This window comes from Dictyoglomus sp. GBS (assembly GCF_055179815.1).
Genome location: NZ_CM143687.1, coordinates 1063178 through 1087083, shown reverse-complemented (window position 1 = coordinate 1087083; position 23906 = coordinate 1063178). Strand labels below are relative to the sequence as shown.

Here is a 23906-nt window from a genome sequence, read left to right as displayed (position 1 = left end):
TTATTTCCTCTTTGTAAGAAGATACATACCTAAGATTAAAAAGATTATATTTCCTAACCATGCTCCTAAAAAGTAAGAAATAATCCCTGCCTTGGCAAGAGATCTTCCTATAGAAAATAATATGTAATACACAAAAATAGAAATAACGCTTAAACCAAAAGAAAGAGATCTACCACCTTTTCCCATCTGAAGGCCTAATCCAAGAGCTAAAATTGCAAAAATTGGACAAGTAAAAGGGAGAGCAATTCTTATATGAAACTCTGTCTTTAGATTTCTTGTATTTAATCCAATTCCTTCAAAAAGTTTTATCTGATTTATAATCTCAAAAATACTCATTTCATCAATAGGCTTTGATGAAGGTGTTAATTGTTCTGGATTTCTAGTCAGATTAACCTTTTGTTCCTTGAATTTTCCTTGAAAAATCATTTCCCCATTATCATTAAGTGCATATATCTCTCCATCTTGAAATCTCCAACCCACGTCTTCATTGAAATATGCCCTTTTAGCAGACATAATTAATTTTATCTTCCCATCTTCTAAAAATTGAATTAATAGTATATCCTCAAATTTTTTATTTTTAGGATCCACTTTTCTGAAAAAGTAGAAATTATGATTTTCATTGAAAAATACATCCTCACGTGCAGGAACTAATACTGTATTATATACCTTGCTTAATAATATTTTTTCTCTTTCATAGGCCTTAGGAGAAAGGATCTCATTAAAATAAAACATAATAATCTGTACAGAAAAAGACAAAATAAGTATAGCAGGCAAAAAATATCTTATAGAAGCTCCTGAAGCTTTCATTGCCATAATTTCTCCATGTTCACTAAATTGGCCTATAACAAAGATAACTGCGAGAAATATAGCCATAGGAAAAGTATAAGTTAAGTATGGGGGAATCTTTGTCAGAAAAATCTGAAAAGCTAAATCTAAAGGTACCGAACGAGCTATAACCAAATCCATAATACTAAAAAGGGGAGAAATAATTAGGATGGTAGAAAAAAGTAAAACTCCCACAATAAACACAGGTATAAAATTTTTGAGAAAATATTGAGAAATTATTTTCAAAGCCTAAACGGGGCTTTCCAATATGGCAATTGTAGCCCCTTCTCCTCCCTCCGCTAGTGAGGCTAAATAAAATTCTTTTACATAGGGTACACTTTTTAAATATTCGTGAACAGCATTTCTTAATTTACCCGTACCTTTCCCATGAATTATTCTTACTCTTCTTAATCCAGCTAAAAAGGCCTTTTCTAAATATTTTTTCAATTCTTCTAATGCCTCATTTACAGTCATCATTCTTATATTAAGCTCAGAAGGAACATTCTCTTTATTATCTCTTTGTATATATACATATTTATTAATAATATGTTCCTCCTTTGATATAACCTGCTCTAATTCATTCCAAGGAATGTTTATTTTTATAATTCCCACTTGTACTGTAACTATTTTTTTCTCTCTATCTATATCCAGTACTATACCTTCTTTTTTTGTATTTTTAATCCTTACTCTATCTCCTTCTTGAGGAATATATTCTATATTAACAAATTCCTCTTGAGAGATAAGCTCCTTTTTAATTAATCTTATATCTTCTTGAAGTTTCTGTGCCTCTTTCATACTAATATTCCCTTTCTGCAATTCCCTAATTATATTTTTTACTTTATTCTCTACCTCCATTAATTCCTCCATTATCTCCTTTTTCTGTTTATCCTTTAACTCTTCCTTTTCTTTTTGTATACTCCTCTTCTCTTCTTCTATTTTTCTTTTCTCCTCCTGTAACTCTTTCCTAATCTTTTCTACTTTTTCTATTTCTTCTTGAAGCTTTCTTCTTCCCCTTTGTAATTCTCCTATAACTTCTTCCAATTCTATTTCTTCTTCACTTAGAAAACCCATTGCTCTATCTAAAATTTTTCTTGGCAAACCAAGTTTTTTAGCAATTAAAAGTGCATTACTCTTACCAGGTATTCCGATGTTTATTTTATATAAAGGTTTAAGAGTATTCTCATCAAATTCAAGAGAAGCATTCTCCATACCTTCATATTTGGAAGCCAAAATCTTAAGCTGAGGAAAGTGAGTTGCTATAACATTTATTGTATCTTTACTATGAAAGTACTCCAATAAAGCCACTGCTAATGCAGCGCCCTCTTGTGGATCTGTACCTGCTCCAAGTTCATCCAGAATTACTAAAACTTTTCTATCTCCAGTTTTCTCCAAATAATCTATAAATGAAATTATGTTAGTCATATGGGAAGAAAAGGTACTAAGATTTTGCTCAATACTTTGTTCATCTCCTATATCTGGAAATACTTGATTGAATATTCCAAGAGCAGTGCCTTCTTTAGCAGGTACAGGAATTCCTGCTTGATTTAAAAGTACAAAAAGACCGATAGTTTTTAATGTTACAGTTTTTCCTCCAGTATTAGGACCTGTAATAACTAAGGTATTAAATTTTCTTCCTACTTCTAAACTTATAGGAACAGCCTTTTCTCCAAGAAACGGATGTCTGCCTTCCCTTATAATTATTACAGGATTCTCATCTATAATGGGTATTGTAGCATTATACCTTTGTGCCCATTTAATTTTCGCATATACAAAATCCAAATAGAAAGCAGTATTTAAGGTTTCTAAAACTTCCTCTTTATGTTCTAAGAATTGTAAAGAAAGCTTTCTTAGTATCTTCTCTATCTCTTTTTTTTCTTCAACCTCTAATAAAGCTAACTGATTATTTAACTCAACGATAGAAAGAGGTTCCACATATACTGTAAGTCCAGAAGTAGATTGGTCATGTACAATTCCAGAAATTTTAGTCTTAAATTCTTGTTTTACAGGAACCACATATCTTCCATGTCTTATAGTAACAATTTGATCTTGTAAATATATACGCCAATCTTTATTTATAATATTATTTAAAGTTTCTTTGATTTTTTGTTGGATTCTCTCCTTCTTTTGTCTTATGGACTTTAACTCAGGAGACGCTGTATCAAGTACTTCAGCATTTTGAATAGCTTTTCTTATCTGTGAATAAAGATCTGATAATACAAATATATTCCTTCCCCATAGATTTGGTGCTAAATTTTTAGCTTTATTCTGATAATCTTTCAATTTTTTAAAAGTCTCTAATGTATTAGCAATCTCCTCAAATTCTTCAGGATATATTATTCCACCTATCTCTGCCTTCTCAATATAACTTCTTAAATCTTTTACTCCAGAAAAGGTAGGATAACCTAAAGAATAGACTGTTTTTAAAGCCTCTTCATTTAATAAATGCCATCTACTAATAATATCTATCTCTGTAATTGGCCTCAAGCTTAAAATTAGCTCTTTTCCACCTGTAGTTTCAGTCTCTTTTTCTATCTCTTTTATAATCTTTTCCCATTCTAATACTTTTAAGGCTTTTTCCATTTATTTCTGTCTTAAATACACTCCTATTTCTGAAAGATTTAACAGTATATTTTTGATAATATCATCTACTTCATTATCAGTAAGGGTATAATCTTCCGAAACAAAAAACATAGAGAAAGTAACACTTTTGTATCCCTCTTCTATCTTCTCCCCTTTATATACATCAATAACATTTAAATTCTTTAATAAATTTCCAGAAACTTTTCTTATAACATTTTCTACGTTTACTACTTGCATATCTTCTGGAATAAGAAGAGCAAGATCTCGCTTAATACCAGGATATATTGGTATAGGTTTATATTTTGTCTTTTCTTTTACAAAATTAAGTTTATCTAAATTTATCTCAGAAAAATACACTCTCTCCCTTAAACTCATTTCTTGAGTAATCCATGGATTTACTTCACCCAGATATCCTATTATTTCTCCATTTAAAGATATTTGGCTTTGTCTTAAAGGATGTAGAAAAGAATAAGTACTATTTAGAAAATCAGGGTTAATACCCCATATCTTTTCAAAAAGAAGTTCTATTATTCCTTTTAAGTCATAAAAATCTACTTTTCTAATCTCATATGGTATATTCCATGTATTTGTATACCATCCCCCAGAAAGCAAAATTGCCAAATGTTTTTCCTCAATATAACCGCTAGTGTTTTTGTAAAATACTTTTCCAATTTCAAATAGAAATACATCTTTATTTTGTCTATTATTATTGATTTGAGCAACCTTCAGAAGAGATGGAAGAAGGGAAGTTCTTAATACAGAGTTTTCCAAACTTAATGGATTTTGTATATTTATATAATTATTGAATGGAGAGATGTCTAATACACCTGAGTTTTTAAGATCTTCGTAGGACATAAAACTAAAATTGATGGTCTCATAAAGTCCTATATCAGATAGAAGTTCTCTTATTTTTCTTTCAACAATCTCTTCTACCAAAGGTGGATCTACAACCATTCCTTTCTGGAGTGGTAAAGATGCTATGCTATTGTATCCATGAAAACGTGCAACCTCTTCAATTAAATCTATTTCCTCCTTAATATCTTGTCTATGAGATGGAATTTCTATCTCTAATATTGGATTATGAGATATAACTTTAAATTCTATTTTTGATAATATTTCTATAATTTCATTTTCTTTTAATTCTGTACCAAGAATCTTATTTACTCTTTGAGGTCTTAAAAATATTTTTGGTAAAGGAGGCAATCCTTGATTCAGATCTATTTTATCTTTTGATATCTCACCTTCAGCAACCAATCTTACCATCTCAGCAGCATAATCTAATATCTCTGCAGTCCTATAAATATCTACACCTCTTTCAAAACGCAAGGAAGCATCAGTTCTTAAACCTAATTTTCTTGCACTTCTTCTAATATTAACAGGCATAAAATTGGCTGCTTCAAGAAGTACATTTTCAGTGTTTTCATTTATTTCTGTTTCTTTTCCTCCCATAATACCACCAATACCTACAGCCCTTTCCGCATCGGCTATAACTAATACATTTTCATCCAATTCTTTTTCTTCCCCATTTATTAATATAATCTTTTCTCCCTGTTTTGCTCTTCTGACAATTAATTTTCCTCCTTTAATAAGATCAAAATCATAAGCATGCAAAGGCTGGCCTGTTTCTAGCATTATATAATTAGTAACATCAACTACATTGTTTATAGATCTAAGTCCAACTCTTTCTATTTTCCATCTTAACCATAAAGGAGAAGGACCTATTTTGACCCCCTTTATAAACTTTAAAGTAAAACGAGGGCAAAGTTCATAATCCCATACCTCACACTCTGCAAACTCTTTTATAGAATAAGTAGAATCTTTCGGTTTCTTATATTCAAAATTTAAAGGAATACCAAAATACCCAGATACTTCTCTTGCAATTCCTATATAACTTAAACAATCTCCTCTATTTGATGGTACTTCTATTTCTATCAAATAGTCTCCATCCCCAAAATATTCACTAAATTTTGATCCAACCTTAAAATCTTGAGGTAGAATCATAATTCCTTCTTTATCATCAGAAAATTCTAATTCATATTCTGAGCAGAGCATACCTTCAGAAATAATGCCTCCAAAATCTCTCTTTTCTAAAGTTGCACCTAATATTTGGGTATTGGGTAATGCTACAGGCACCTTATCACCAATATTGATATTTTTTGCTCCTGTCACAATACTTAAATTTTTATCCCGTACATCCACATTACACACTAAAAGATGATCATATTTAGAATGTTTATTTATATCTTTTATCTCTCCAATTAATATCTCATTCCAGTTTTTACCTATCTCTTTTTGAATAGTAGCATATAGACCAAGATTTCTTAATGCATTTACCAATTCTTTTACAGGAACATTCTCTTTTAGATAATCCATTAACCATCTATATGAGATCAGCATCTTATACCCCCTTTAAAATTGTTTTAAAAATCTTACATCATTTTCATAAAACAACCTTATATCATCTATTCCATATATTTGCATGGCTATTCTATCTGGTCCCATACCAAAAGCAAATCCTGAGTATATTTCAGGATCAATATTTACCACTCTAAATACTTGAGGATGTACCATTCCACACCCGAGAATTTCTAATACACCAGAATATCCACAAGCCTTACATCCTTCACCCTTACATACTCCACACTCTACATACATTTCTGCACTTGGCTCTGTGAAGGGGAAATAACTTGGTATAAAGTATACTTTTCTATCTTTACCAAACAACCTATGAGCAAAAATAGTAAGAACACCTTTTAATTCTGCAAAAGTTATGTCTGTATCAACAGCCAAACCCTCTATTTGATGAAACATGGGACTATGAGTGGCATCTGGCATATCTCTCCTATAACATTTACCAGGGGCAACAATCCTTAATGGAGGTTTTTTCTTTTCCATAACTCTAACTTGTACAGGTGAAGTTTGGGTTCTCAATAAATGTTCTTTATCAATATAAAAAGAGTCATGGGATTCTCTTACTGGATGATCTTCTGGTATATTTAATGCAGTAAAATTATAATAATCTGTCTCTAATTCCGGTCCATAAACCACTTGAAATCCCATCTCTTTAAAAACAGATAAAATCTCTTCTATAACTTGATTTATGGGGTGAATTTTTCCTACTATTTTTTTTCTTCCAGGAAGTGTAATATCAATCTTCTCTTGATGCAACTTATTTTGCAATGTTTTGTATTTTAATTCTTTTTCCTTTTCTTCATACAATTTTTCTAAAACCTCTTTCCATTCATTAACGAGTCTACCAAGCTTTATTCTTTCTTCCTGAGGTAGTTTACCTAATGATCTTAATAGCTGAGTAAGAAAACCTTGCTTCCCTAATACTTCTCTCTTTATTTCCTCAAGCTCATTTGAATTTTCTGCTCTAATGATTCTTTCCTTTGCCTCTTCAAACTTCTTAATATAATCTTCATTCATTTATAATTCCCCCTTCATATCTTTGTCTTTGAGCTTCAAAAAGAAAAATAGAAGTGGCAATTGAAACATTAAGAGAATCTACTTCTTTTTTTAGAGGAATTCTTAGTAAAATAGGATTCATATCTAAATATTCCTCTTTTTTAACACCCCATGCCTCATTTCCTACAATCAGTAAAAAAGAACCTACAAGATTTTCTCTAAAATAAATTTTTTCTGCCTTAGGATCTGCAATTATCACTTTCCATCCTTTAAATTTTTCCTTAATCTCATCTTTATTTGCAAACCATATGGGTAATCTAAATATGGAACCTGTAGAGGCTCTAATCACCTTATAATTATAAGGATCTACTGTATTTTTACTAAGAATCACAGCTGTAACTCCTGCTCCTTCTGAGACCCTTATAATAGTTCCAAGATTCCCAGGATCTTGCACATTATCCACAAAAAGAACCGTTATATTATTTTTATCTTTTAAAATCTCCCATTTTTCACTAAAAAATAAAGGAAACACCCCCATAATTCCTGGGGGTGTTTCTAGAAGCGATATTTTCTTCATTAATGAATCATCTACAATCCTAATTATACTAAAGGAAACTAATTTTTCTATTTCATCCCTTTTTTCTTCCCAATAACTTTTTGAGACAAAAACTTTCTCAATTAAAACTCCACTTTTTATCGCATCTAAAATCAATCTCCAGCCCTCAACTATGCATTTATTTAGCTTTCTGCGTTTCTCCTTATCATGAAGCTTTAAAATTTCTTTGACCTCTGGATTAGAGATGCTGGAGATATATTTCATCTCATATTTTACTATTTTACCTGATTTACAATCTCCTCAAAAACTTTTGGTTCATTAACACAAAGATCTGCTAAAACTTTTCTATCTAATTTAATGTTTGCTTTTTTCAAAAGTCCCATAAATTTACTATAAGAAAGGCCAAATTTTCTTACAGCTGCATTGATTCTAATAATCCAAAGTCTTCTAAAGTCTCTCTTTTTTCTTCTTCTATCTATATAAGCATCATAAAGAGCTTTAATTACAGATTGGTTAGCTATCTTAAATATTCTGCTTCTTCTTCCTCTAAAACCCTTTGCAAGTTTTAAAACCTTTTTATGTCTTCTTCTTGTAATTGTACCACCTTTAACTCTCATTTCTTCATCTCCCCTATTTTATAGACTATATGGTAGATTTCTTTCTACCTTCCAACGATCAACACTTTTAATTTCTCCAGGAATATCTAATCTTCTCTTCCTGGAAGAACTCTTCTTACTTAAATTATGTCTTTTTCCAGCCTTCTTATGCAAGATTTTGCCAGTAGCAGTTACCTTAAACCTCTTAGCAGCTGAAGATCTTGTTTTCAGCTTACTCATTTTTTACCTCCTCTAATACTACTTTTTTATTTGAAGATTTTTTTGTAGGCACAAGCATTGTAACCATAGTCATTCCAACTTGTTGTCCTTTCTTTTCTGCTGTGCCCAAATCTGCTATGTCTTGCAAAATTCTTTCTAAAAGTTTATCACCCCACTCATTATAAATCAACTGTCTACCTTTAAAAAGTATTATCAGTCTTACCTTATATCCTTTTTCTAGAAATTCCCTTATTTTCTTTAGTTTAACCTGATAATCATGCTCTTCAATATTTGGTCTTATCTTGATCTCCTTTACTTCTGAAGCTATTTTTTGGCTCTTTTTAGCTTCTTTTTCCTTTCTTGTTAATTCATACTTAAACTTACCATAATCCATTATTCTACAGACAGGAGGATTTGCATTAGGTGCAACTTCTACAAGATCTAAATGTCTTTCTCTCGCCAATTTAATAGCTTGATCAATAGGCATTATACCAAGTTGTTTACCATCTTCCCCTACTACTCTTACCTCCTTTGCTCTTATCTTCTCATTGATTCTATAATCTTTCTCTATTGAAATACACCTCCTTAAAATTATTCTTCTAAGTAATCTTTTATTTTTTTACTTCTGCTTGGATGGCGCAATCTTCTCAAGGCCTTGGCTTCTATTTGCCTTATTCTTTCCCTTGTTACATTAAAAAGTTTACCCACTTCCTCTAAAGTTCTTGGTTGATTATCTTCTAACCCAAATCTTAATTTAAGAATCTCCCTTTCCCTCTCAGAAAGCTCATTCAATAATTCCTCTATATCTTTTTTCAAAGATTTTTGAATTGCAATATCAGCAGGACTCATACCTTTGTTTTCCACGAAATCAGCCAATCTATTATCTTCATCCTCACCTACAGGCATCTCCAAGGATAATGGCTCTTGTCCTATCATACTTATCTCTCTTATCTTTTCTACAGGAAGCCTTACCCTTTCTGCAATCTCTTCTTCAGTTGGCTTTCTTCCAAGTTCCTGTGTAAGCTGTCTTGTAACTTTATGTATCTTATTCATTGTCTCTACCATATGTACTGGTATTCTTATAGTCCTTGCTTGATCAGCAATAGCTCTTGTAATTGCTTGTCTTATCCACCAAGTAGCATAGGTAGAAAACTTATATCCTTTTCTCCAATCAAATTTTTCAACAGCTTTAATAAGACCAAGATTCCCTTCTTGTATAAGATCTAAAAAAGATAAACCCCTTCCAATATATCTTTTGGCTACACTTACTACTAACCTTAAGTTAGCCTCAATAAGTTTCTTCTTAGCCTCTTCATCTCCTTCTTCTACTCTTTTGGCAAGTTCTATCTCTTCCTCTGGGGTAAGTAATGGAATCTTTCCGATTTCTTTTAAATACATCTTTACAGGATCATCTAATTCTATCTCTTCTGGAAGCTCTAAATCTTCCTCAATAGTTTCAGGTATACTATCCTCTTTTATATCCACAAATAAATCTTCTGCATCTATCAATTCATGGTCTTCCAAGTATTTTTCTACTTCCTCTATATTATCCTCAGGATAAGGAAATTCCGTCAAAACTTCATCAGGAGTTACTTTTTTAGGCTTTTTCTTAGTCATTTAAAATCATCTCCTCCTTAAAAATTTCACTTCTTTACTTCTAAAAGACTCCTCAAGAAATATATTTCTTCCATAATTTCTTTTTCTTTTTCAAGATCAGTCAATGATTTTGATAACTCCTCTATCAATCTGTTTATCTCCTTTTTTATTCTAAGCTTTTGAAAATGATCCCACAAGTAGGGAATTATATCTTTTTGTTTTATAAACTCTTCACCTGATAAAATTGCCCTCTCTATAAGGATTCTTTTATCTTCTTCCCATTGACTTAAAAATTCTTCTAAACCCTTTTCTTTATCCCAAATCCTCCACTTTTTTAAAACATCCTGATACAACACAAAGGTAAAATCATCAGGACTCATATTCTTTATTTGTGTATGTTCAACACCCAATAAAATCAATCCTAACAAAGCTTCTTCCGTTTTTGATACTCCATAATAACGTGTTATTTGAACCTTAGCTTTATCCTCTGTTATTCTACCAGAAAAAATTCTCTTCTGTATCTCTTTTTGAAGCCCTTCTTCGGGCACTCCTATTCTCTTACTTATTAATGGTAAATATTGCTTTACTTTTTCTTGCTGGACAAGTATATTTTTACTACGAAGAATGGAAGATGTCAATATTTCAATTATTTCTTCTAATTTTTCTTTAAAGGTCATGGGTAAATTTAATACATGATCAACAAGAAAATCTAAAGAAGGTTTACTATCTTTAATAAGATTCAAGAATTCATCTTTTGAATATTTTTGTATAAACTCATCTGGATCTTTTACGTCAGATGGAAGAGATAACCAATATACATCTAAACCTTCCAACTCAAGAATAGATAATGCTCTTTTCCCTGCTTGAAAACCTGCTGGGTCTTGATCATATCCTAATATCACTTTATTAGTATAATTTTTTAAAAGCTTCGCTTGTGAAGAAGTTAACGAAGTACCTAAAGAAGCCACCACATTACCTATACCTTCTTGATGAAGTGAGATAGCATCCATATATCCTTCAACTAAAATTGCCTCCCCATCTCTTTTTATAACTTCCTTTGCTTGAAATAGGGCATATAGATTTTTACCTTTACTAAATATCTCACTCTCTGGAGAGTTTATATATTTAGGGTCTTCGCTAGTTATGGTCCTTGCCCCAAAACCTATTATATGACCTCTAAGATTAAATATTGGAAAAATTATTCTTCCAGCAAAAGGATCCTTCCATTCATCTTTTACGTTATATAAAATTTTAGATTTAATGATATCCTCTTTTTGAAAACCTTTTTTAATAAGATATCTAAGAAGAAGCAAGGAATTTTTAGGAGAAAATCCCAAAAGAAATTTTTCTTGAGTCTCTAGTGAAATACCCCTTTTTTTTAAATATAACCTTCCTTCTGCTCCATATTTACTTGTTAGATAAAGATGATAAAACACACCAGCAGACTTATAAATTTCTAATAAAACATTACCTTCTGCTGTAATAGTCTCTGATTTTTTTGGCAATTCTAAACCTACCTCATGTGCTAATTCTTCTAATGCTTCTCTGAAGGTTATATTTCTGTAATTTATAAGAAAGGAGAAAACATCTCCCGCAGCCCCGCACCCAAAACAATGGTAAAGTCCTTTATCAGGACTCACATAAAAAGATGGCGTTTTTTCCTGGTGAAAAGGACAAAGGCCCACATAATTTTTCCCACTTTTTTTAAGACTCACATATCTTGAAATAACATCTACTATATTAATCCTTTGTTTAACTTCCTCTACAAAATCTTCCATCAAAAAACCCATTTAGAAGAACCTCCATGGCTTTGGGATAAAGATACTTTCATATAACTCTATTGCATATCTATCTGTCATTCCTGCCAAAAAGTCTTTAATTTTTATTACTAAATCATCTTCTGGAAGATTTTGAGGAAGTTTTTTAGGATTTTTCATAAAGTAATCAAAAAGTCCATATAATAAGAGTTTAACCCTTTCATTTTCTGATTTAACATGCGGATTTATATACAAAGTCTCATATAAAAAATTTCTAAGCTCCTCTATAGCATCAAGAATATCATATTCAAATTCAAGATGATCTTTATTTAGGCTATTAAAGACTAAATTCTTTACCATGGTATCTATTCTTTCTTTGTGTGTTTTCCCAAGAATCCTTATAATCTTCTCAGGTATATACTTCTCATCTATCACTCCTGCTCTTAAGGCATCATCAAGGTCATGATTTAAATAAGCTATAACATCTGAAAATCTTACAACTTCCCCTTCTAAAGTCTCGCAAACCTTGTTACTAAAACAAATTCTAAGATCTTTTTGCCCTTTGCTATGCTGTAATATACCCATCCTTACCTCATATGTTAAATTTAACCCCTTGCCACCTTTCTCTATTTTATCAACAACTCTTAAACTTTGTTCAGCATGAGAAAAACCAGAATAACCATAAGACTTTAAAATCTCGTCAAGAACATCCTCTCCCATATGTCCAAAAGGAGTATGGCCCAAATCATGCCCTAAAGCTATAGCCTCGGTGAGATCTTCATTTAAAGAAAGAGCCCTTGAAATAGTTCGAGCTATTTGTGATACTTCAAGGGTATGAGTTAAACGAGTTCTATAATGGTCTCCCTCTGGAGCAAGAAACACTTGAGTTTTATGTTTTAACCTTCGAAAAGCCTTAGAATGGATAATCCTATCTCTATCTCTCTGAAAACATGTCCTTAAAGGACATTCTTCTTCAAAGACAATTCTACCCTTGCTTTTACTACTCAAAGTAGCATAAGGTGAAAATAAAATTTTTTCTTGTTCTTCTAATCTCTCCCTGATTAACATTCTCTTAGGGGGGAGAAGTTTTTACTCCTCCCCCCTAAATTTATCACCTCTTTAAGCTGTCCTATCTACAAATTCCATTTGCTTTTGATATTTCAATGTAGCTTGTGCAGCAGCAAGTCTTGCAACAGGTACTCTGAAAGGTGAACAACTTACATAATTCAAACCTATTTGATAGCAGAACTCTATAGACTTAGGATCTCCACCATGTTCACCACAGATTCCAACTTTTAAGTCAGGTCTTGTAGATCTTCCTTTTTGAATTGCTATTTTCATTAGTTCTCCTACACCTTGTGTATCTAAGTGTTCAAATGGATCATCCTCAATGTATCCCTTTTCTCTATATCTTCCTAAGAACTTACCTTCAGCATCGTCACGGCTGAAAGCAAAGGTCATCTGAGTAAGGTCATTAGTACCAAAGGAGAAGAACTCAGCAATTTGAGCAAGTTTGTCAGCAATCAATGCAGCTCTTGGAACCTCAATCATAGTCCCAACCTTATATTCAATATTAACTCCACTCTTTTCTAAAACTTCTTTTGCTACTCTATGTATTAAATCTCCAAGAACTTTCATTTCAGACTCTAATGCTACAAGAGGGATCATAATTTCTGGTTTTACAGGAAGTCCTTCTTTAGCTACTGCAACAGCCGCCTCCATAATTGCTCTTACCTGCATTTCAAATATTTCTGGATAAATCATTCCCAATCTACAACCTCTAAATCCCATCATAGGGTTAAACTCATGCAATCTCTTTACTACAGAAAGTAATTTTTCTTTTTCTTCTAATTCTTTTCCTGTAATTCCCTTTGCTTTCATAATTTCAACTTCTACAGTTAAATCCAGTAATGGTGGTAAGAATTCATGTAATGGTGGGTCAATTAATCGGATTGTTACAGGTTTTCCTTGCATAGCCTTGAATAATCCTATAAAATCCTCTCTTTGTACTGGTAATAATTTTTCTAAAGCCTTTCTTCTTTCTTCTTCAGTTTCTGCAAGAATCATCTCTTGTACTAATGGAAGCCTATTTCCTAAGAACATATGCTCTGTTCTTGCAAGACCTATCCCTTCAGCACCATATTCAAATGCTTTTTGGGCATCTTCAGGAGTATCTGCATTAGCTCTTACACCAATCTTCCTTATTTCATCAGCCCAAGAAAGAAGCTCTATTAATTCGTTGCTTAAAGTAGGTGGAATCATTGGAACCTCTCCTAAAATTACTTCACCAGTAGAACCATCTATTGTAATAACATCATCTTTCTTTACTACCACATCACCCACACGAAATTCTTCTTTCTCAAGATCTATCTTTATTGCCTCACATCCTACTACAGCGGGCTTACCCATTCCTCTTGCAACTACAGCTGCGTGGCTTGTCATTCCACCTCTACTTGTTAATACACCTTGAGCTGCTGCAAGACCACCAATATCATCTGGTGTGGTCTCAGGTCTTACAAGGATGACTTTTTCTCCTTCTTTTCCTCTCTTTTCTGCCTCACGAGAAGAGAATACCACTTTTCCAGAAGCTGCACCTGGAGATGCAGGAAGACCCTTTGCAATTACTTTCTTTTCAGCCTTTGGATCTATTTGGGCATGAAGCAACTGATTTATCTGTTCTGGAGAAACCCTTAATATAGCTTCCTCTTTTGTAATTAATCCTTCCTTGACCATATCTACAGCTATTTTAACTGCTGCTGCAGCTGTTCTTTTTGCATTTCTTGTCTGAAGCATGTAAAGTTTTCCTTTCTCAATTGTAAATTCTATGTCTTGAACATCTCTATAATACTTTTCAAGTAGATCTCTAACTTCAAGAAGTTGCTTATAAACTTCAGGCATTTCTTCTGCTAATTTTGAGATTGGTTGAGGAGTTCTTATTCCTGCTACCACGTCTTCACCCTGTGCATTAGTTAAATATTCACCATAGAATTCCTTTTCTCCTGTAGATGGGTTTCTCGTAAAGGCTACTCCTGTACCACTATCATCACCCATGTTTCCAAAAACCATAGTTACAATATTTACTGCTGTACCATAGTCCTCTGGAATATTATGGAGTTTCCTATAAATTATGGCTCTTTCATTATTCCAAGAATCAAAAACTGCTTTTATAGCCATTTCAAGTTGTTGATATGGATCTTGAGGGAAATCTTTACCATTCTCTTTCCTAACAAGCTCTTTATAGGCTTCTACTACTTTCTTAAGAGTTTCGGCTGTAAGTTCACTATCTAATTTAGCTCCTTGCTCTTTCTTATAGTGATCTAAAATTTCCTCAAATTTCTCATGAGGAATACCAAGAACTACATTTCCAAACATCTGTATAAATCTTCTATAAGAATCATAAGCAAATCTTTCATTATTACTCTTTTTTGCTAAACCTTTAACAGTCTCATCATTAAGTCCAAGGTTTAAAATTGTATCCATCATTCCTGGCATTGATACAGGTGCTCCAGATCTTACAGAAACAAGTAGTGGATTCTCAGGATCAGCAAATTTCTTACCTGTCTTTTCCTCCAATTTTTTCATTGCTGCTAAAACTTCTTCCATTAAACCTTCTGGAAGTTTCTTATCGTTTTCGTAATATTCTTTACATACTTCAGTGGTGATAATGAATCCTGGAGGAACTGGGAGACCTGCTTTGGTCATATCTGCTAATCCTGCACCTTTTCCACCAAAAAGAAGACGATTTTTACCATCTGCCTCCTCAAATAGATATACTCTTTTCTTTGACATATGTCATCCTCCTTACTTTTATATTTTTTTAAAGTTATCTTATGAGATTATATCATAAACGTATCAAGACTAATTTTAATGAAAGTTTAAAGTTATGAAAGTTTACTCCAATCACAAAATTCCCATAAAAAGGTTTTAATATTCCAAATTAAAGAAAGCCTATTATTCTTCTCATCTTCATTTGGAGACATCACTAAAACGTTGTCAAAGAATGCTTCTATGTCATTAGCAAAAGTAATTAATAGTTCATGCTTAAAAAGATTCAGATAATCACCTTTTTCTAAATCTTTTTCTAAATCATTTTTTATTTTAACAAAATCCTCATATAACTTTTTCTCATAATTTGAGACAAAAAGTTCTGGCCTGATTTCTTTCAAGGTTAACTCCTTTGGTAAGATCCTATAAAGTCTATTGAAAGCTTTAACCACACTATTAAAATTTGGATCCTTTTTTGTTTCAATAATAAAAGCAATTCTTCTTTTTGTTTTCCATAATGGATCAAAATCCACACTCAAAACACTTTCCACTACCTCAAGAGGATACATATCTAATAAAATATTCCTTAATCTTTGACCTATAAAAATAAAACCTTGATAAAGTCTATCTCTACTCTCACCAAAACCATATACCTTCCAAGCATACTCAAGAAGCTCCTTTATACTAAGCCTAATATCACTTTCTAAAAATATCTTAAGAAGACCTCCTGTAATTCTCCTTAGTCCAATAGGATCCTCAGATCCAGTAGGGAAAAGACCTAAAAAGAAATATCCAGCAAGGCTATCTATTCTATCCGCAATTCCTAAGAGAGATGCTAAATAGTGAGATGGTATCTTTTCATCTAAGGTTCTTGGATAGATATATTCACCAATTATTGTAGGAATAGGTTCTTTTTCTCCTGAAATTTTAGCATAGATGCTTCCCATAATAGCATGTAGTTCAGGATACTCACTAACCATTAAAGTCCCCAAATCTGCTTTATATAAATCAACGCACCGTACCAATATTTTTGTTTCATCTTCAGAAAGAGACAAAATCCTTGAAATTTCATAAACTATTTTCTTTACTCTTTCTACTTTATCTTTAATAGTACCAAGCTTTTCTTGGAAAATAATACCTTCTAATTTTGACGTATAACTTTCCAAAGGATTCTTAATATCTTCATTAAAGTAATATTCTGCATCAGCAAGTCTTGCTTTCAAAACCCTTTCATTACCCTCTATTACAATATCCGCATATTCCTTTGTCCCATTTCTTATTACTATAAACCTGTTAACTAAATTACCATCTTCATTTCTCAATGGAAAATATCTTTGTTTCTTTTCCAATGTCACCTTCAAAACTATATCTGGTAATTTTAAATATCTTTCATCAAAGTGTCCTAATAAAGCAGTAGGATATTCTACTAAAAAATTAACCTCATCTAATAGTTCTGCATCATAATCTAATATGAGAGAATTAGCCTCAGCTATTTCTTTTATTTGTTTTAAAATATTATCCTTTCTTTCTATATGATCAACAATTACAAAATTTTCTCTTAAGATATCTAAGTATTTTGTTGCATCACTAACTTCTATGAAGGATCTTAAATAAAATCTTGGAGGTCTTGTGTATTTTGATGAATTTACCCCTGCCACACTTATAGGTACCAATTCATCTCCATAAAGAGATAGAATCCAGCGTATGGGTCTTCCAAAAGTAAAATTAACATTTCCCCATTTCATCATCTTAGGAAATCTTATACTCTTAAGCATATCTACTACAAAAGACTGGATAATTTCTATTGTAGGTTTTCCTTCTCTTACCCTTTTTAAAAAAACATATCTTCCTTTTGAAGTATCTTTTATAATTAAATCTTTTAAATCTGCCTTATTTTGTTCAGCAAACTTTTTAGCAACATCTGTCCATTCACCATCTTTATATGCTATATGGGCTGCAGGTCCTCTTATCTCTTCTTCTTGAGATTCTTGAAAATCCTTTAATTTTTCCACATATATAACTAACCTTCTTGGTGTTGCCCAAACTTTTAAATCACTGTATCTTAAATAATTTTTTTCAAAATAATCAACAGAAAAATCTTTTATTTGTTTAATTGCTGGTTCTAAAAAACTTGCTGGCATCTCTTCTGTGCCTATTTCAACTAAGAGATCTCTTTCCAAGATTTTATGCCCCCTTTCTCCACGCCTTATTTAGAAGAGGATATCCTAAAGCTTCTCTACTTTTTAAATAGTTTTCAGCAGCTTTTGATGCTAATTTTCTAATCCGTGATATATATTGTGTTCTTTGTACCACACTTATAGCACCTCTTGCATCTAATAAATTAAATGTATGAGAACATTTCAAAACGTAATCATAAGCAGGAAAAGTTAATCCACTTTCTAACAATCTTTCTGCCTCTTTCTCATATTCATTAAATAATAATCTTAATCTCTCAACATCAGCTAATTCAAAATTATATTTACAATGCTCTATTTCCCCCTGCAGGTGTACATCTCCATAAGTTACATTGTCTTGCCATTTTATATCTTTGAAATCATCAACTCCCTGTATATACATAGCAATTCTTTCAAGACCATAGGTTATTTCAGCAGATATAGGAAACAAATCAAATCCCCCACACTGCTGAAAATATGTAAATTGAGTAATCTCCATTCCATCTAACCAAACTTCCCAACCTATCCCCCATGCTCCTAAGGTAGGAGATTCCCAATTATCTTCAACAAACCTTATGTCATGCTTTTCTATATCAATACCTAAATATCTTAAACTTTCAATATAGATTTCTTGAACATCATCTGGAGAAGGCTTAAGGATTACTTGATACTGATAATAATGTTGAAGACGATTTGGATTTTCTCCATACCTACCATCAGTAGGTCTTCTCGAGGGCTCTACATATGCAACATACCAAGGTTCTGGACCTAATACTCTAAAAAAAGTAGCAGGATTCATAGTACCAGCACCAACTTCTATATCATACGGTTGTTGAATTATACACCCTTGTTTATGCCAAAACTCATCAAGTTTATAAATAATCTCTTGAAAAAGCATTTTTTCTATACCTCCTGTTCTATCCTTTTTGTCAAAATAGGCATTAATTTTTTTATTTCTTCAAAGCGTGTAATAATATTAGATCCAATTATATAATTAAAATCATAAGTTAAAATCTCATTATATTTGTTTATAATCTCTAAATCTATTTCTATATCCAAATTATTACAACCCACACAATAAACTTTATAATCTTCGATATTCAATAACAATTTTTCATCGCTATTAAATTTTCTTCCACACTTTTCACAGTTAGTTGGGAGGAAAGGTAAAAGTCCAAGTTTTTGCCAAAGTTTAATTAAGAAGATATCCCCTGAAGTAGTAGCATTATTCTTTTTTATTTCCTTTAAAAAATTATATAATAGATCAAAAACTTCCTTATCTTTTACCCCCTCAGGAAGAAATTTCTCAGCCCTTTTTATATAAGTAGTAGCATATATAAAGGTATCTACATCCTTTTTTATATTAGCAAATCTTTCTATTACCTCCCAATTTATAAGAAGATCTAATTCCTTCCTTTTCACAAAATATCCTTTTCCAAGAGTAATAACCTCAACCTTTCCTCTTAGGCGATTTTTTATTTTTAAAGCACCTGGAGCCTTCACCCAATACTTTCCTTTCTCTTTTCCGTAAAAAAGTAAAACCAAATCTCCATCTCCTATTTTCCTTCTATCTATAATTAACCCTTCTTCATAATAATATCTACTCTCTAAGTTCATTTATTATAGCTATCCCATTAGATGTACCTATTCTATCAGCACCTGATTCTATCATTTGTAGAGCTTGTTCTAAAGTTCTTATACCTCCTGCTGCCTTAACCTTTAACTCTTTTCCTGCAATTTTCTTAAGAAGCAACACATCTTCTAATGTAGCTCCTGAGGGGCCAAAACCTGTAGATGTTTTTACAAAATGAGCTTTTTCTTCTTTTATTATATTTGTAACATAAATTTTCTCTTCATTTGTTAGATAACATGTCTCAATAATAACTTTTACTACTTTTCCTTGTGAAGCCTCTAAAACTTTTCTTATATCTTCCCTAAGTACTTTTTCATTTCTATCTTTTATAGCAGAAATATTAATTACCATATCAAACTCTTCTGCACCTTTTCTTAAAAGATCATCAACCTGAAAAGCTTTTGATGAAGAAGAGTTTAGACCATGAGGAAAGTCTATGACTGTACAAACTTTTATATCAGAGTCTTTTAAAATACTATATGCTAAGGGGACAAAATAAGGTTGAATACATACAGAAGCAAAACTATATTTTAATGCCTCTTTACAAAAATCAGTCACATCCTTTGAAGAGGCATTAGGTCTTAGTAAGGTATGATCTATCATTTTTGCTAAAGTCTTTTTATCCATATAATTTCTCCCTAATATTAAATATATCCAAGCTCTCTCAAAATTTCGGGTTTCTTCCTCCATTTTTCTCTAACTTTCACCCAAAGATCCAAATACACTTGTTTTTTAAAATATTCTTCCAACTCCATTCTTGCAAGAGTACCTATTTTCTTCAACATCTGACCATTTCTTCCAATTAAGATAGCCTTCTGAGTAGGTCTTTCAACTATAATAGTTGAACGAATATAAATAAGTTGTCCATTTTTTCGTTCATCAATTTCATCTACATATACTGCAACCGAATGAGGTACTTCTTGATGAGTAAGATGAATGATCTTTTCTCTTATTATTTCTGAAATCCAGAATTTATCTGTTTGATCAGTTAACATATCTGGAGGATATAAAAATTCACCTTCTGGAGATAATTCCTTTAGTTTTTCTAAAAGTAAATCTTTATTAGTACCATATAGAGCTGATATTTCAATTATATTATTTGGATCTACTCCTAAGGAGATAATCTTATTTTTTCTTTCTTCCAAAATTTTCGGTGATACAGCATCAATCTTATTGAGTAATACTAAACAGGGTTTTTTTTGCCCTTTTACAAAATGAAGAAGGGTTTTATTATCTTCATCAAGTTCTAAGGTTGCATCAATTACATATAATACAATATCAGAGTCTTCAATAGTCTGTTTAATAGTTTTTTGCATATACTCCCCAAGTAAATGTTTTGGAGGAAACCATCCAGGAGTATCTAAAAAAATAAATTGTGCGTCTTCTAAAGTCAAAACTCCTAATATCCTTTGCCTTGTTGTTTGAGGTTTGTCAGCTACTATAGAAACTTTTTCTCCTACTAAAAGATTCAATAGGGTGGATTTACCAGCATTGGGCTTACCTATAATACTTACATAAGCAAGTTTAGTATTGCCCATTATTTTTCCTCCAATTTAAAACTGTGAGGTAATAACTCTTCTACTTTATATCTATAAAATCTTTCTTCTTTAGAATTATACAATAATACTTCCATCTTAGGAGAAAATTCCATCATAACCTGTCTACAAGCCCCACAAGGTGGTACTCCATCTCCATCTTTACCAACAATCACAATTTTCAAAAATTCTTCCTCACCCTCACTAACTGCTTTAAAAATAGCAACCCGTTCAGCACAAATAGTTAGACCATAAGAAGCATTTTCTATGTTTACTCCAGTATATATCTTTCCACTCTTAGTTAACAAAACAGCTCCTACAGGAAAGTTAGAATAAGGAGAATAGGAAAATTTCAAAACATCTCTTGCAATTTCAAGAAGGTCTTTATCTTCCATTATTTAGCTTTCTCCTTTATTATAGTTTCTATGAACCCTTTAAAAAGGGGATGAGGATTAAGAGGTCTTGATTTGTATTCAGGATGAAATTGGGTAGCCACAAACCATGGATGATCTATAAGCTCAATCATCTCAACCAATCTTCCATCAGGAGAAGTACCCACTACTTTAAGACCGTTTTTCTCAAAAAGATCTCTATATTTATTATTAAATTCGTATCTATGTCTATGTCTTTCATAAACAATCTCTTGCTGATAATACTTATAAGCTAAGGAAGATTTATCAATTACGCAAGGATAAGCTCCAAGTCTCATAGTTCCACCCTTATCTTGAATATTTTTTTGTTCAGACATAAGATCTATTACTGGATCTTTAGTATTTTCATCAAACTCACTACTGTTTGCATCCTTTAACCCAATACTTCTTGCAAATTCTATAACTGCACATTGAAGTCCTAAACATAAACCCAAGAAAGGAATCTTATTTATTCTTGCCCATCTAATTCCTTCTATCATTCCCTCAACACCTCTTGCTCCAAATCCTCCAGGTACCAAAAGCCCTTCAGTACCCTCTAAGATTTCATTTACATTTAGTGAATTTACCTTCTCACTTTCTATCCATCTTATATTTAATTTTACCCCATAAAATCTCGCTGCATGATTAAGGGCTTGTACTACACTTAAATAAGCATCTGGTAATGTTACATACTTACCTAAAATTGTTACATTTATTTCTCTCTGAAGTTTTTTATTTACCATTTCAGACCAATCTCTTAAGTCACTCTCTCTTTTCTCCAACCCCAAAATATTACATACCAAATCTCCTAATCCTTCTTCTTCAAAATAAAGAGGTATAGCATAGATATCATTTACATCCACCCCACTTATTACTGCTTCAGGCTCTACATCTGTAAATAAGGCAATCTTTTCCCTAATACTCTTTGGTAATTTATCCTTTGCTCTACAAAGGATTATATCCGGCTGAATTCCTATACTTCTTAATTCTTTAACACTATGCTGGGTAGGTTTAGTTTTTAATTCTCCTGTAGGAAATAAAGATGGGACAAGAGTAACATGAAGATAAATAACATTATCTTTACCTACATCTTTTCTAAATTGCCTTGCAGCCTCTAAGAAAGGTAAGCCTTCAATATCACCTACTGTACCTCCTATCTCCACAAGAACTACATCAGCTTGGGTTTCGTTTGCTACTAGTTTAATGCTTTCTTTTATTTCTTCTGTAATATGAGGAATTATTTGTACAGTTGAACCCAAGTATTTTCCCTCTCTTTCTTTTTTTATCACTCTTGAATATATCTTGCCTGTCGTAACATTATTTAGAGCAGACAAATTTACATCCAAAAATCTTTCATAATGACCCAAATCAAGATCCGTTTCTGCACCATCCTCAGTTACAAAAACTTCTCCATGTTGATATGGATTCATAGTACCAGCATCCACATTTATATATGGATCGAACTTCAGTGCTGTTACTTTATAACCCCTACTTTTTAAGATACGTCCCAAAGATGCCGTTGTAAGACCTTTTCCTAAGGATGATATAACTCCGCCAGTTATAAAAATGAATTTTGTATCCTTCATTTCTCCTCTTCTCCCTCATCCTTCTTAGTTTTTTTAATAATTTTTACTCTCTCAATTCTTTGTCTTCTTACACTCTCTATTTTAATAACTACATCCCCTAAATCAATCTCTTCACCTTTTGATGGCACTCGCCCTAAAATATCCAAAATGAGCCCCCCTAAGGTATCATATTCTGTTTCTGGCAATCTTATACCCCAAGACTCCTCTAATACATCATTAAGTTCATAAATATTCATCTTAGCATCCACTAATAATGTGTGATCATCTATAAAAGAGAATTTAGTTTCTTCTTTATCATACTCATCTTCTATCTCTCCTACAATCTCCTCTAAAAGGTCCTCTAAGGTTACCAAACCTGCGGTACCACCATACTCATCTACTACTATAGCCATATGTGCCTTTCGCATTCTCATCTCATTAAAAAGCTCATTAATCTTCATATTCTCAGGTACATATATTACTTCTCTTATAAGATCTTTTAAGCCAATATTTTGATCCTTTTCGGCAAGAGCTTTCAAAATATCTTTAGCATGTACAATACCTATAATATTATCAATACTTCCTTCATATACGGGTAACCTTGAATGACCTTCTTCAATTATTTTTTTCCATGCCTCTTTTAAGGAAGCATCAGAGCTTATACATACCATATCTATTCTTGGCACCATAACTTCATGTACTTCTGTATCTGTAAACTCAAGGACATTATTAATTAATTCCTTTTCTTCTTTTTCTATTATTCCCTCTTTCTCACCTACATTTACCAAGGTTAAAAATTCATCTATAGTAGCAAAGGGTGAAATCTTTTCTTGGCTTCCACCAATTATTTTATAAAAAAGACTACTAAAAGTCAGTACAAAGTTGGTAATAGGAAGCATTATTAAATATATGGGATAATATAAATAGATTACAGATAGAGCATACCTCTCTTTATATCTTAATCCTAAAGATTTAGGGATCACTTCTCCAAAAATTACTATAAAGAAGGTAGAAAGACCTGTAGCAATAGCTATACCAAAATTTTGAGTTATACTTAGAGCTATTCTTGTAGCAATCGAAGAAATCAAGATATTCACAAGATTATTAGCAATAAGAATCGTACCTAAGAGCTTCTGAGAATTTTCCATCAATTTCATCAACCGTTTTGCTCTTTTATCACCATTCTCTGCTAAATGGTGAAGTCGAATCTTAGGTGATGAGAGAAGCGATGTCTCTAAAGCAGAAAGAAAACCAGAAATAAATAACAAAATTAATATCGTAAAATAT

General features: G+C 32.0%; 20 protein-coding genes. All 20 read right to left on the bottom strand.

Annotated elements, in window-relative coordinates; all coding sequences use genetic code 11:
* The 20 genes from ACY3IT_RS05220 to ACY3IT_RS05125 all read right to left on the bottom strand — a co-directional run bounded on the left by ACY3IT_RS05220 (position 1) and on the right by ACY3IT_RS05125 (position 23887).
* Positions 1-1071 (bottom strand): LptF/LptG family permease, encoded by a 1071-nt coding sequence (locus tag ACY3IT_RS05220; RefSeq protein WP_463081926.1) that lies wholly within the window; start codon positions 1069-1071, stop codon positions 1-3.
* Between the two features lie 3 nt (positions 1072-1074).
* A complete protein-coding gene (locus ACY3IT_RS05215) occupies positions 1075-3405 on the bottom strand; it encodes an endonuclease MutS2 (RefSeq protein ID WP_463081925.1) in 2331 nt (776 codons plus the stop codon).
* The gene (pheT, locus tag ACY3IT_RS05210; protein ID WP_463081924.1) at positions 3406-5802 is read right to left on the bottom strand and encodes a phenylalanine--tRNA ligase subunit beta; all 2397 of its coding nucleotides are present in this window, start codon (positions 5800-5802) and stop codon (positions 3406-3408) included.
* 12 nt (positions 5803-5814) lie between these two features.
* On the bottom strand, positions 5815-6834 hold the full coding sequence (pheS, locus tag ACY3IT_RS05205) for a phenylalanine--tRNA ligase subunit alpha (RefSeq protein ID WP_463081923.1): 1020 nt from the start codon (positions 6832-6834) through the stop codon (positions 5815-5817).
* Positions 6827-7633: a TrmH family RNA methyltransferase gene (locus ACY3IT_RS05200; RefSeq protein WP_463081922.1), complete on the bottom strand. Its 807-nt coding sequence runs from the start codon at positions 7631-7633 to the stop codon at positions 6827-6829. The genes pheS and ACY3IT_RS05200 overlap by 8 nt, the downstream gene beginning before the upstream one ends.
* Before the next feature lie 11 nt (positions 7634-7644).
* Positions 7645-7986 carry a 50S ribosomal protein L20 gene (gene rplT, locus ACY3IT_RS05195; RefSeq protein WP_463081921.1) on the bottom strand — a complete coding sequence of 114 codons (342 nt, stop codon included), beginning with the start codon at positions 7984-7986 and terminating at the stop codon, positions 7645-7647.
* 18 nt (positions 7987-8004) lie between these two features.
* Positions 8005-8205, bottom strand: coding sequence for a 50S ribosomal protein L35 (rpmI, locus tag ACY3IT_RS05190; RefSeq protein ID WP_463081920.1), 201 nt, complete (start codon positions 8203-8205; stop codon positions 8005-8007).
* On the bottom strand, positions 8198-8737 hold the full coding sequence (gene infC, locus ACY3IT_RS05185; protein WP_463083627.1) for a translation initiation factor IF-3: 540 nt from the start codon (positions 8735-8737) through the stop codon (positions 8198-8200). Before infC ends, rpmI begins: the two co-directional genes overlap by 8 nt.
* Positions 8738-8775: 38 nt before the next feature.
* Positions 8776-9801 (bottom strand): RNA polymerase sigma factor RpoD, encoded by a 1026-nt coding sequence (gene rpoD, locus ACY3IT_RS05180; protein ID WP_463081919.1) that lies wholly within the window; start codon positions 9799-9801, stop codon positions 8776-8778.
* 26 nt (positions 9802-9827) lie between these two features.
* Positions 9828-11570, bottom strand: coding sequence for a DNA primase (gene dnaG / locus ACY3IT_RS05175; protein WP_463081918.1), 1743 nt, complete (start codon positions 11568-11570; stop codon positions 9828-9830).
* Positions 11571-12605 carry a deoxyguanosinetriphosphate triphosphohydrolase gene (locus tag ACY3IT_RS05170; protein WP_463081917.1) on the bottom strand — a complete coding sequence of 345 codons (1035 nt, stop codon included), beginning with the start codon at positions 12603-12605 and terminating at the stop codon, positions 11571-11573.
* Between the two features lie 51 nt (positions 12606-12656).
* Positions 12657-15326, bottom strand: coding sequence for a pyruvate, phosphate dikinase (gene ppdK / locus ACY3IT_RS05165; protein ID WP_463081916.1), 2670 nt, complete (start codon positions 15324-15326; stop codon positions 12657-12659).
* Between the two features lie 92 nt (positions 15327-15418).
* On the bottom strand, positions 15419-17482 hold the full coding sequence (gene glyS / locus ACY3IT_RS05160) for a glycine--tRNA ligase subunit beta (protein ID WP_463081915.1): 2064 nt from the start codon (positions 17480-17482) through the stop codon (positions 15419-15421).
* Positions 17483-17486: 4 nt separating this feature from the next.
* The gene (gene glyQ, locus ACY3IT_RS05155; protein WP_463081914.1) at positions 17487-18374 is read right to left on the bottom strand and encodes a glycine--tRNA ligase subunit alpha; all 888 of its coding nucleotides are present in this window, start codon (positions 18372-18374) and stop codon (positions 17487-17489) included.
* 5 nt (positions 18375-18379) lie between these two features.
* Positions 18380-19093 carry a DNA repair protein RecO gene (recO, locus tag ACY3IT_RS05150; protein WP_463081913.1) on the bottom strand — a complete coding sequence of 238 codons (714 nt, stop codon included), beginning with the start codon at positions 19091-19093 and terminating at the stop codon, positions 18380-18382.
* Entirely contained in the window at positions 19077-19736 is a 660-nt protein-coding gene (gene deoC / locus ACY3IT_RS05145) for a deoxyribose-phosphate aldolase (protein ID WP_463081912.1), read from the bottom strand. Before deoC ends, recO begins: the two co-directional genes overlap by 17 nt.
* 17 nt (positions 19737-19753) lie before the next feature.
* On the bottom strand, positions 19754-20647 hold the full coding sequence (gene era / locus ACY3IT_RS05140; protein WP_463081911.1) for a GTPase Era: 894 nt from the start codon (positions 20645-20647) through the stop codon (positions 19754-19756).
* Positions 20647-21039 (bottom strand): cytidine deaminase, encoded by a 393-nt coding sequence (cdd, locus tag ACY3IT_RS05135; RefSeq protein WP_463081910.1) that lies wholly within the window; start codon positions 21037-21039, stop codon positions 20647-20649. The genes era and cdd overlap by 1 nt, the downstream gene beginning before the upstream one ends.
* The gene (locus ACY3IT_RS05130) at positions 21039-22640 is read right to left on the bottom strand and encodes a CTP synthase (protein ID WP_463081909.1); all 1602 of its coding nucleotides are present in this window, start codon (positions 22638-22640) and stop codon (positions 21039-21041) included. Before ACY3IT_RS05130 ends, cdd begins: the two co-directional genes overlap by 1 nt.
* Complete coding sequence (locus tag ACY3IT_RS05125; protein WP_463081908.1) at positions 22637-23887, bottom strand: hemolysin family protein; 1251 nt, start codon at positions 23885-23887, stop codon at positions 22637-22639. The genes ACY3IT_RS05130 and ACY3IT_RS05125 overlap by 4 nt, the downstream gene beginning before the upstream one ends.
* Between the last annotated feature and the right edge of the window lie 19 nt (positions 23888-23906).

Bases quoted from the DNA above. Each gene is read 5' to 3' on its own strand.
- dnaG (WP_463081918.1), bottom strand. From the start codon at position 11,570: ATGGGTTTTTTGATGGAAGATTTTGTAGAGGAAGTTAAACAAAGGATT.
- ACY3IT_RS05170 (WP_463081917.1), bottom strand. From the start codon at position 12,605: ATGTTAATCAGGGAGAGATTAGAAGAACAAGAAAAAATTTTATTTTCA.
- glyQ (WP_463081914.1), bottom strand. From the start codon at position 18,374: ATGCTTTTTCAAGAGATTATTTATAAACTTGATGAGTTTTGGCATAAA.
- era (WP_463081911.1), bottom strand. From the start codon at position 20,647: ATGGGCAATACTAAACTTGCTTATGTAAGTATTATAGGTAAGCCCAAT.
- rpoD (WP_463081919.1), bottom strand. From the start codon at position 9,801: ATGACTAAGAAAAAGCCTAAAAAAGTAACTCCTGATGAAGTTTTGACG.
- pheT (WP_463081924.1), bottom strand. From the start codon at position 5,802: ATGCTGATCTCATATAGATGGTTAATGGATTATCTAAAAGAGAATGTT.
- ACY3IT_RS05130 (WP_463081909.1), bottom strand. From the start codon at position 22,640: ATGAAGGATACAAAATTCATTTTTATAACTGGCGGAGTTATATCATCC.
- cdd (WP_463081910.1), bottom strand. From the start codon at position 21,039: ATGGAAGATAAAGACCTTCTTGAAATTGCAAGAGATGTTTTGAAATTT.
- recO (WP_463081913.1), bottom strand. From the start codon at position 19,093: ATGAACTTAGAGAGTAGATATTATTATGAAGAAGGGTTAATTATAGAT.
- ppdK (WP_463081916.1), bottom strand. From the start codon at position 15,326: ATGTCAAAGAAAAGAGTATATCTATTTGAGGAGGCAGATGGTAAAAAT.
- ACY3IT_RS05215 (WP_463081925.1), bottom strand. From the start codon at position 3,405: ATGGAAAAAGCCTTAAAAGTATTAGAATGGGAAAAGATTATAAAAGAG.
- pheS (WP_463081923.1), bottom strand. From the start codon at position 6,834: ATGAATGAAGATTATATTAAGAAGTTTGAAGAGGCAAAGGAAAGAATC.
- rpmI (WP_463081920.1), bottom strand. From the start codon at position 8,205: ATGAGTAAGCTGAAAACAAGATCTTCAGCTGCTAAGAGGTTTAAGGTA.
- ACY3IT_RS05200 (WP_463081922.1), bottom strand. From the start codon at position 7,633: ATGAAATATATCTCCAGCATCTCTAATCCAGAGGTCAAAGAAATTTTA.
- deoC (WP_463081912.1), bottom strand. From the start codon at position 19,736: ATGGATAAAAAGACTTTAGCAAAAATGATAGATCATACCTTACTAAGA.
- rplT (WP_463081921.1), bottom strand. From the start codon at position 7,986: ATGAGAGTTAAAGGTGGTACAATTACAAGAAGAAGACATAAAAAGGTT.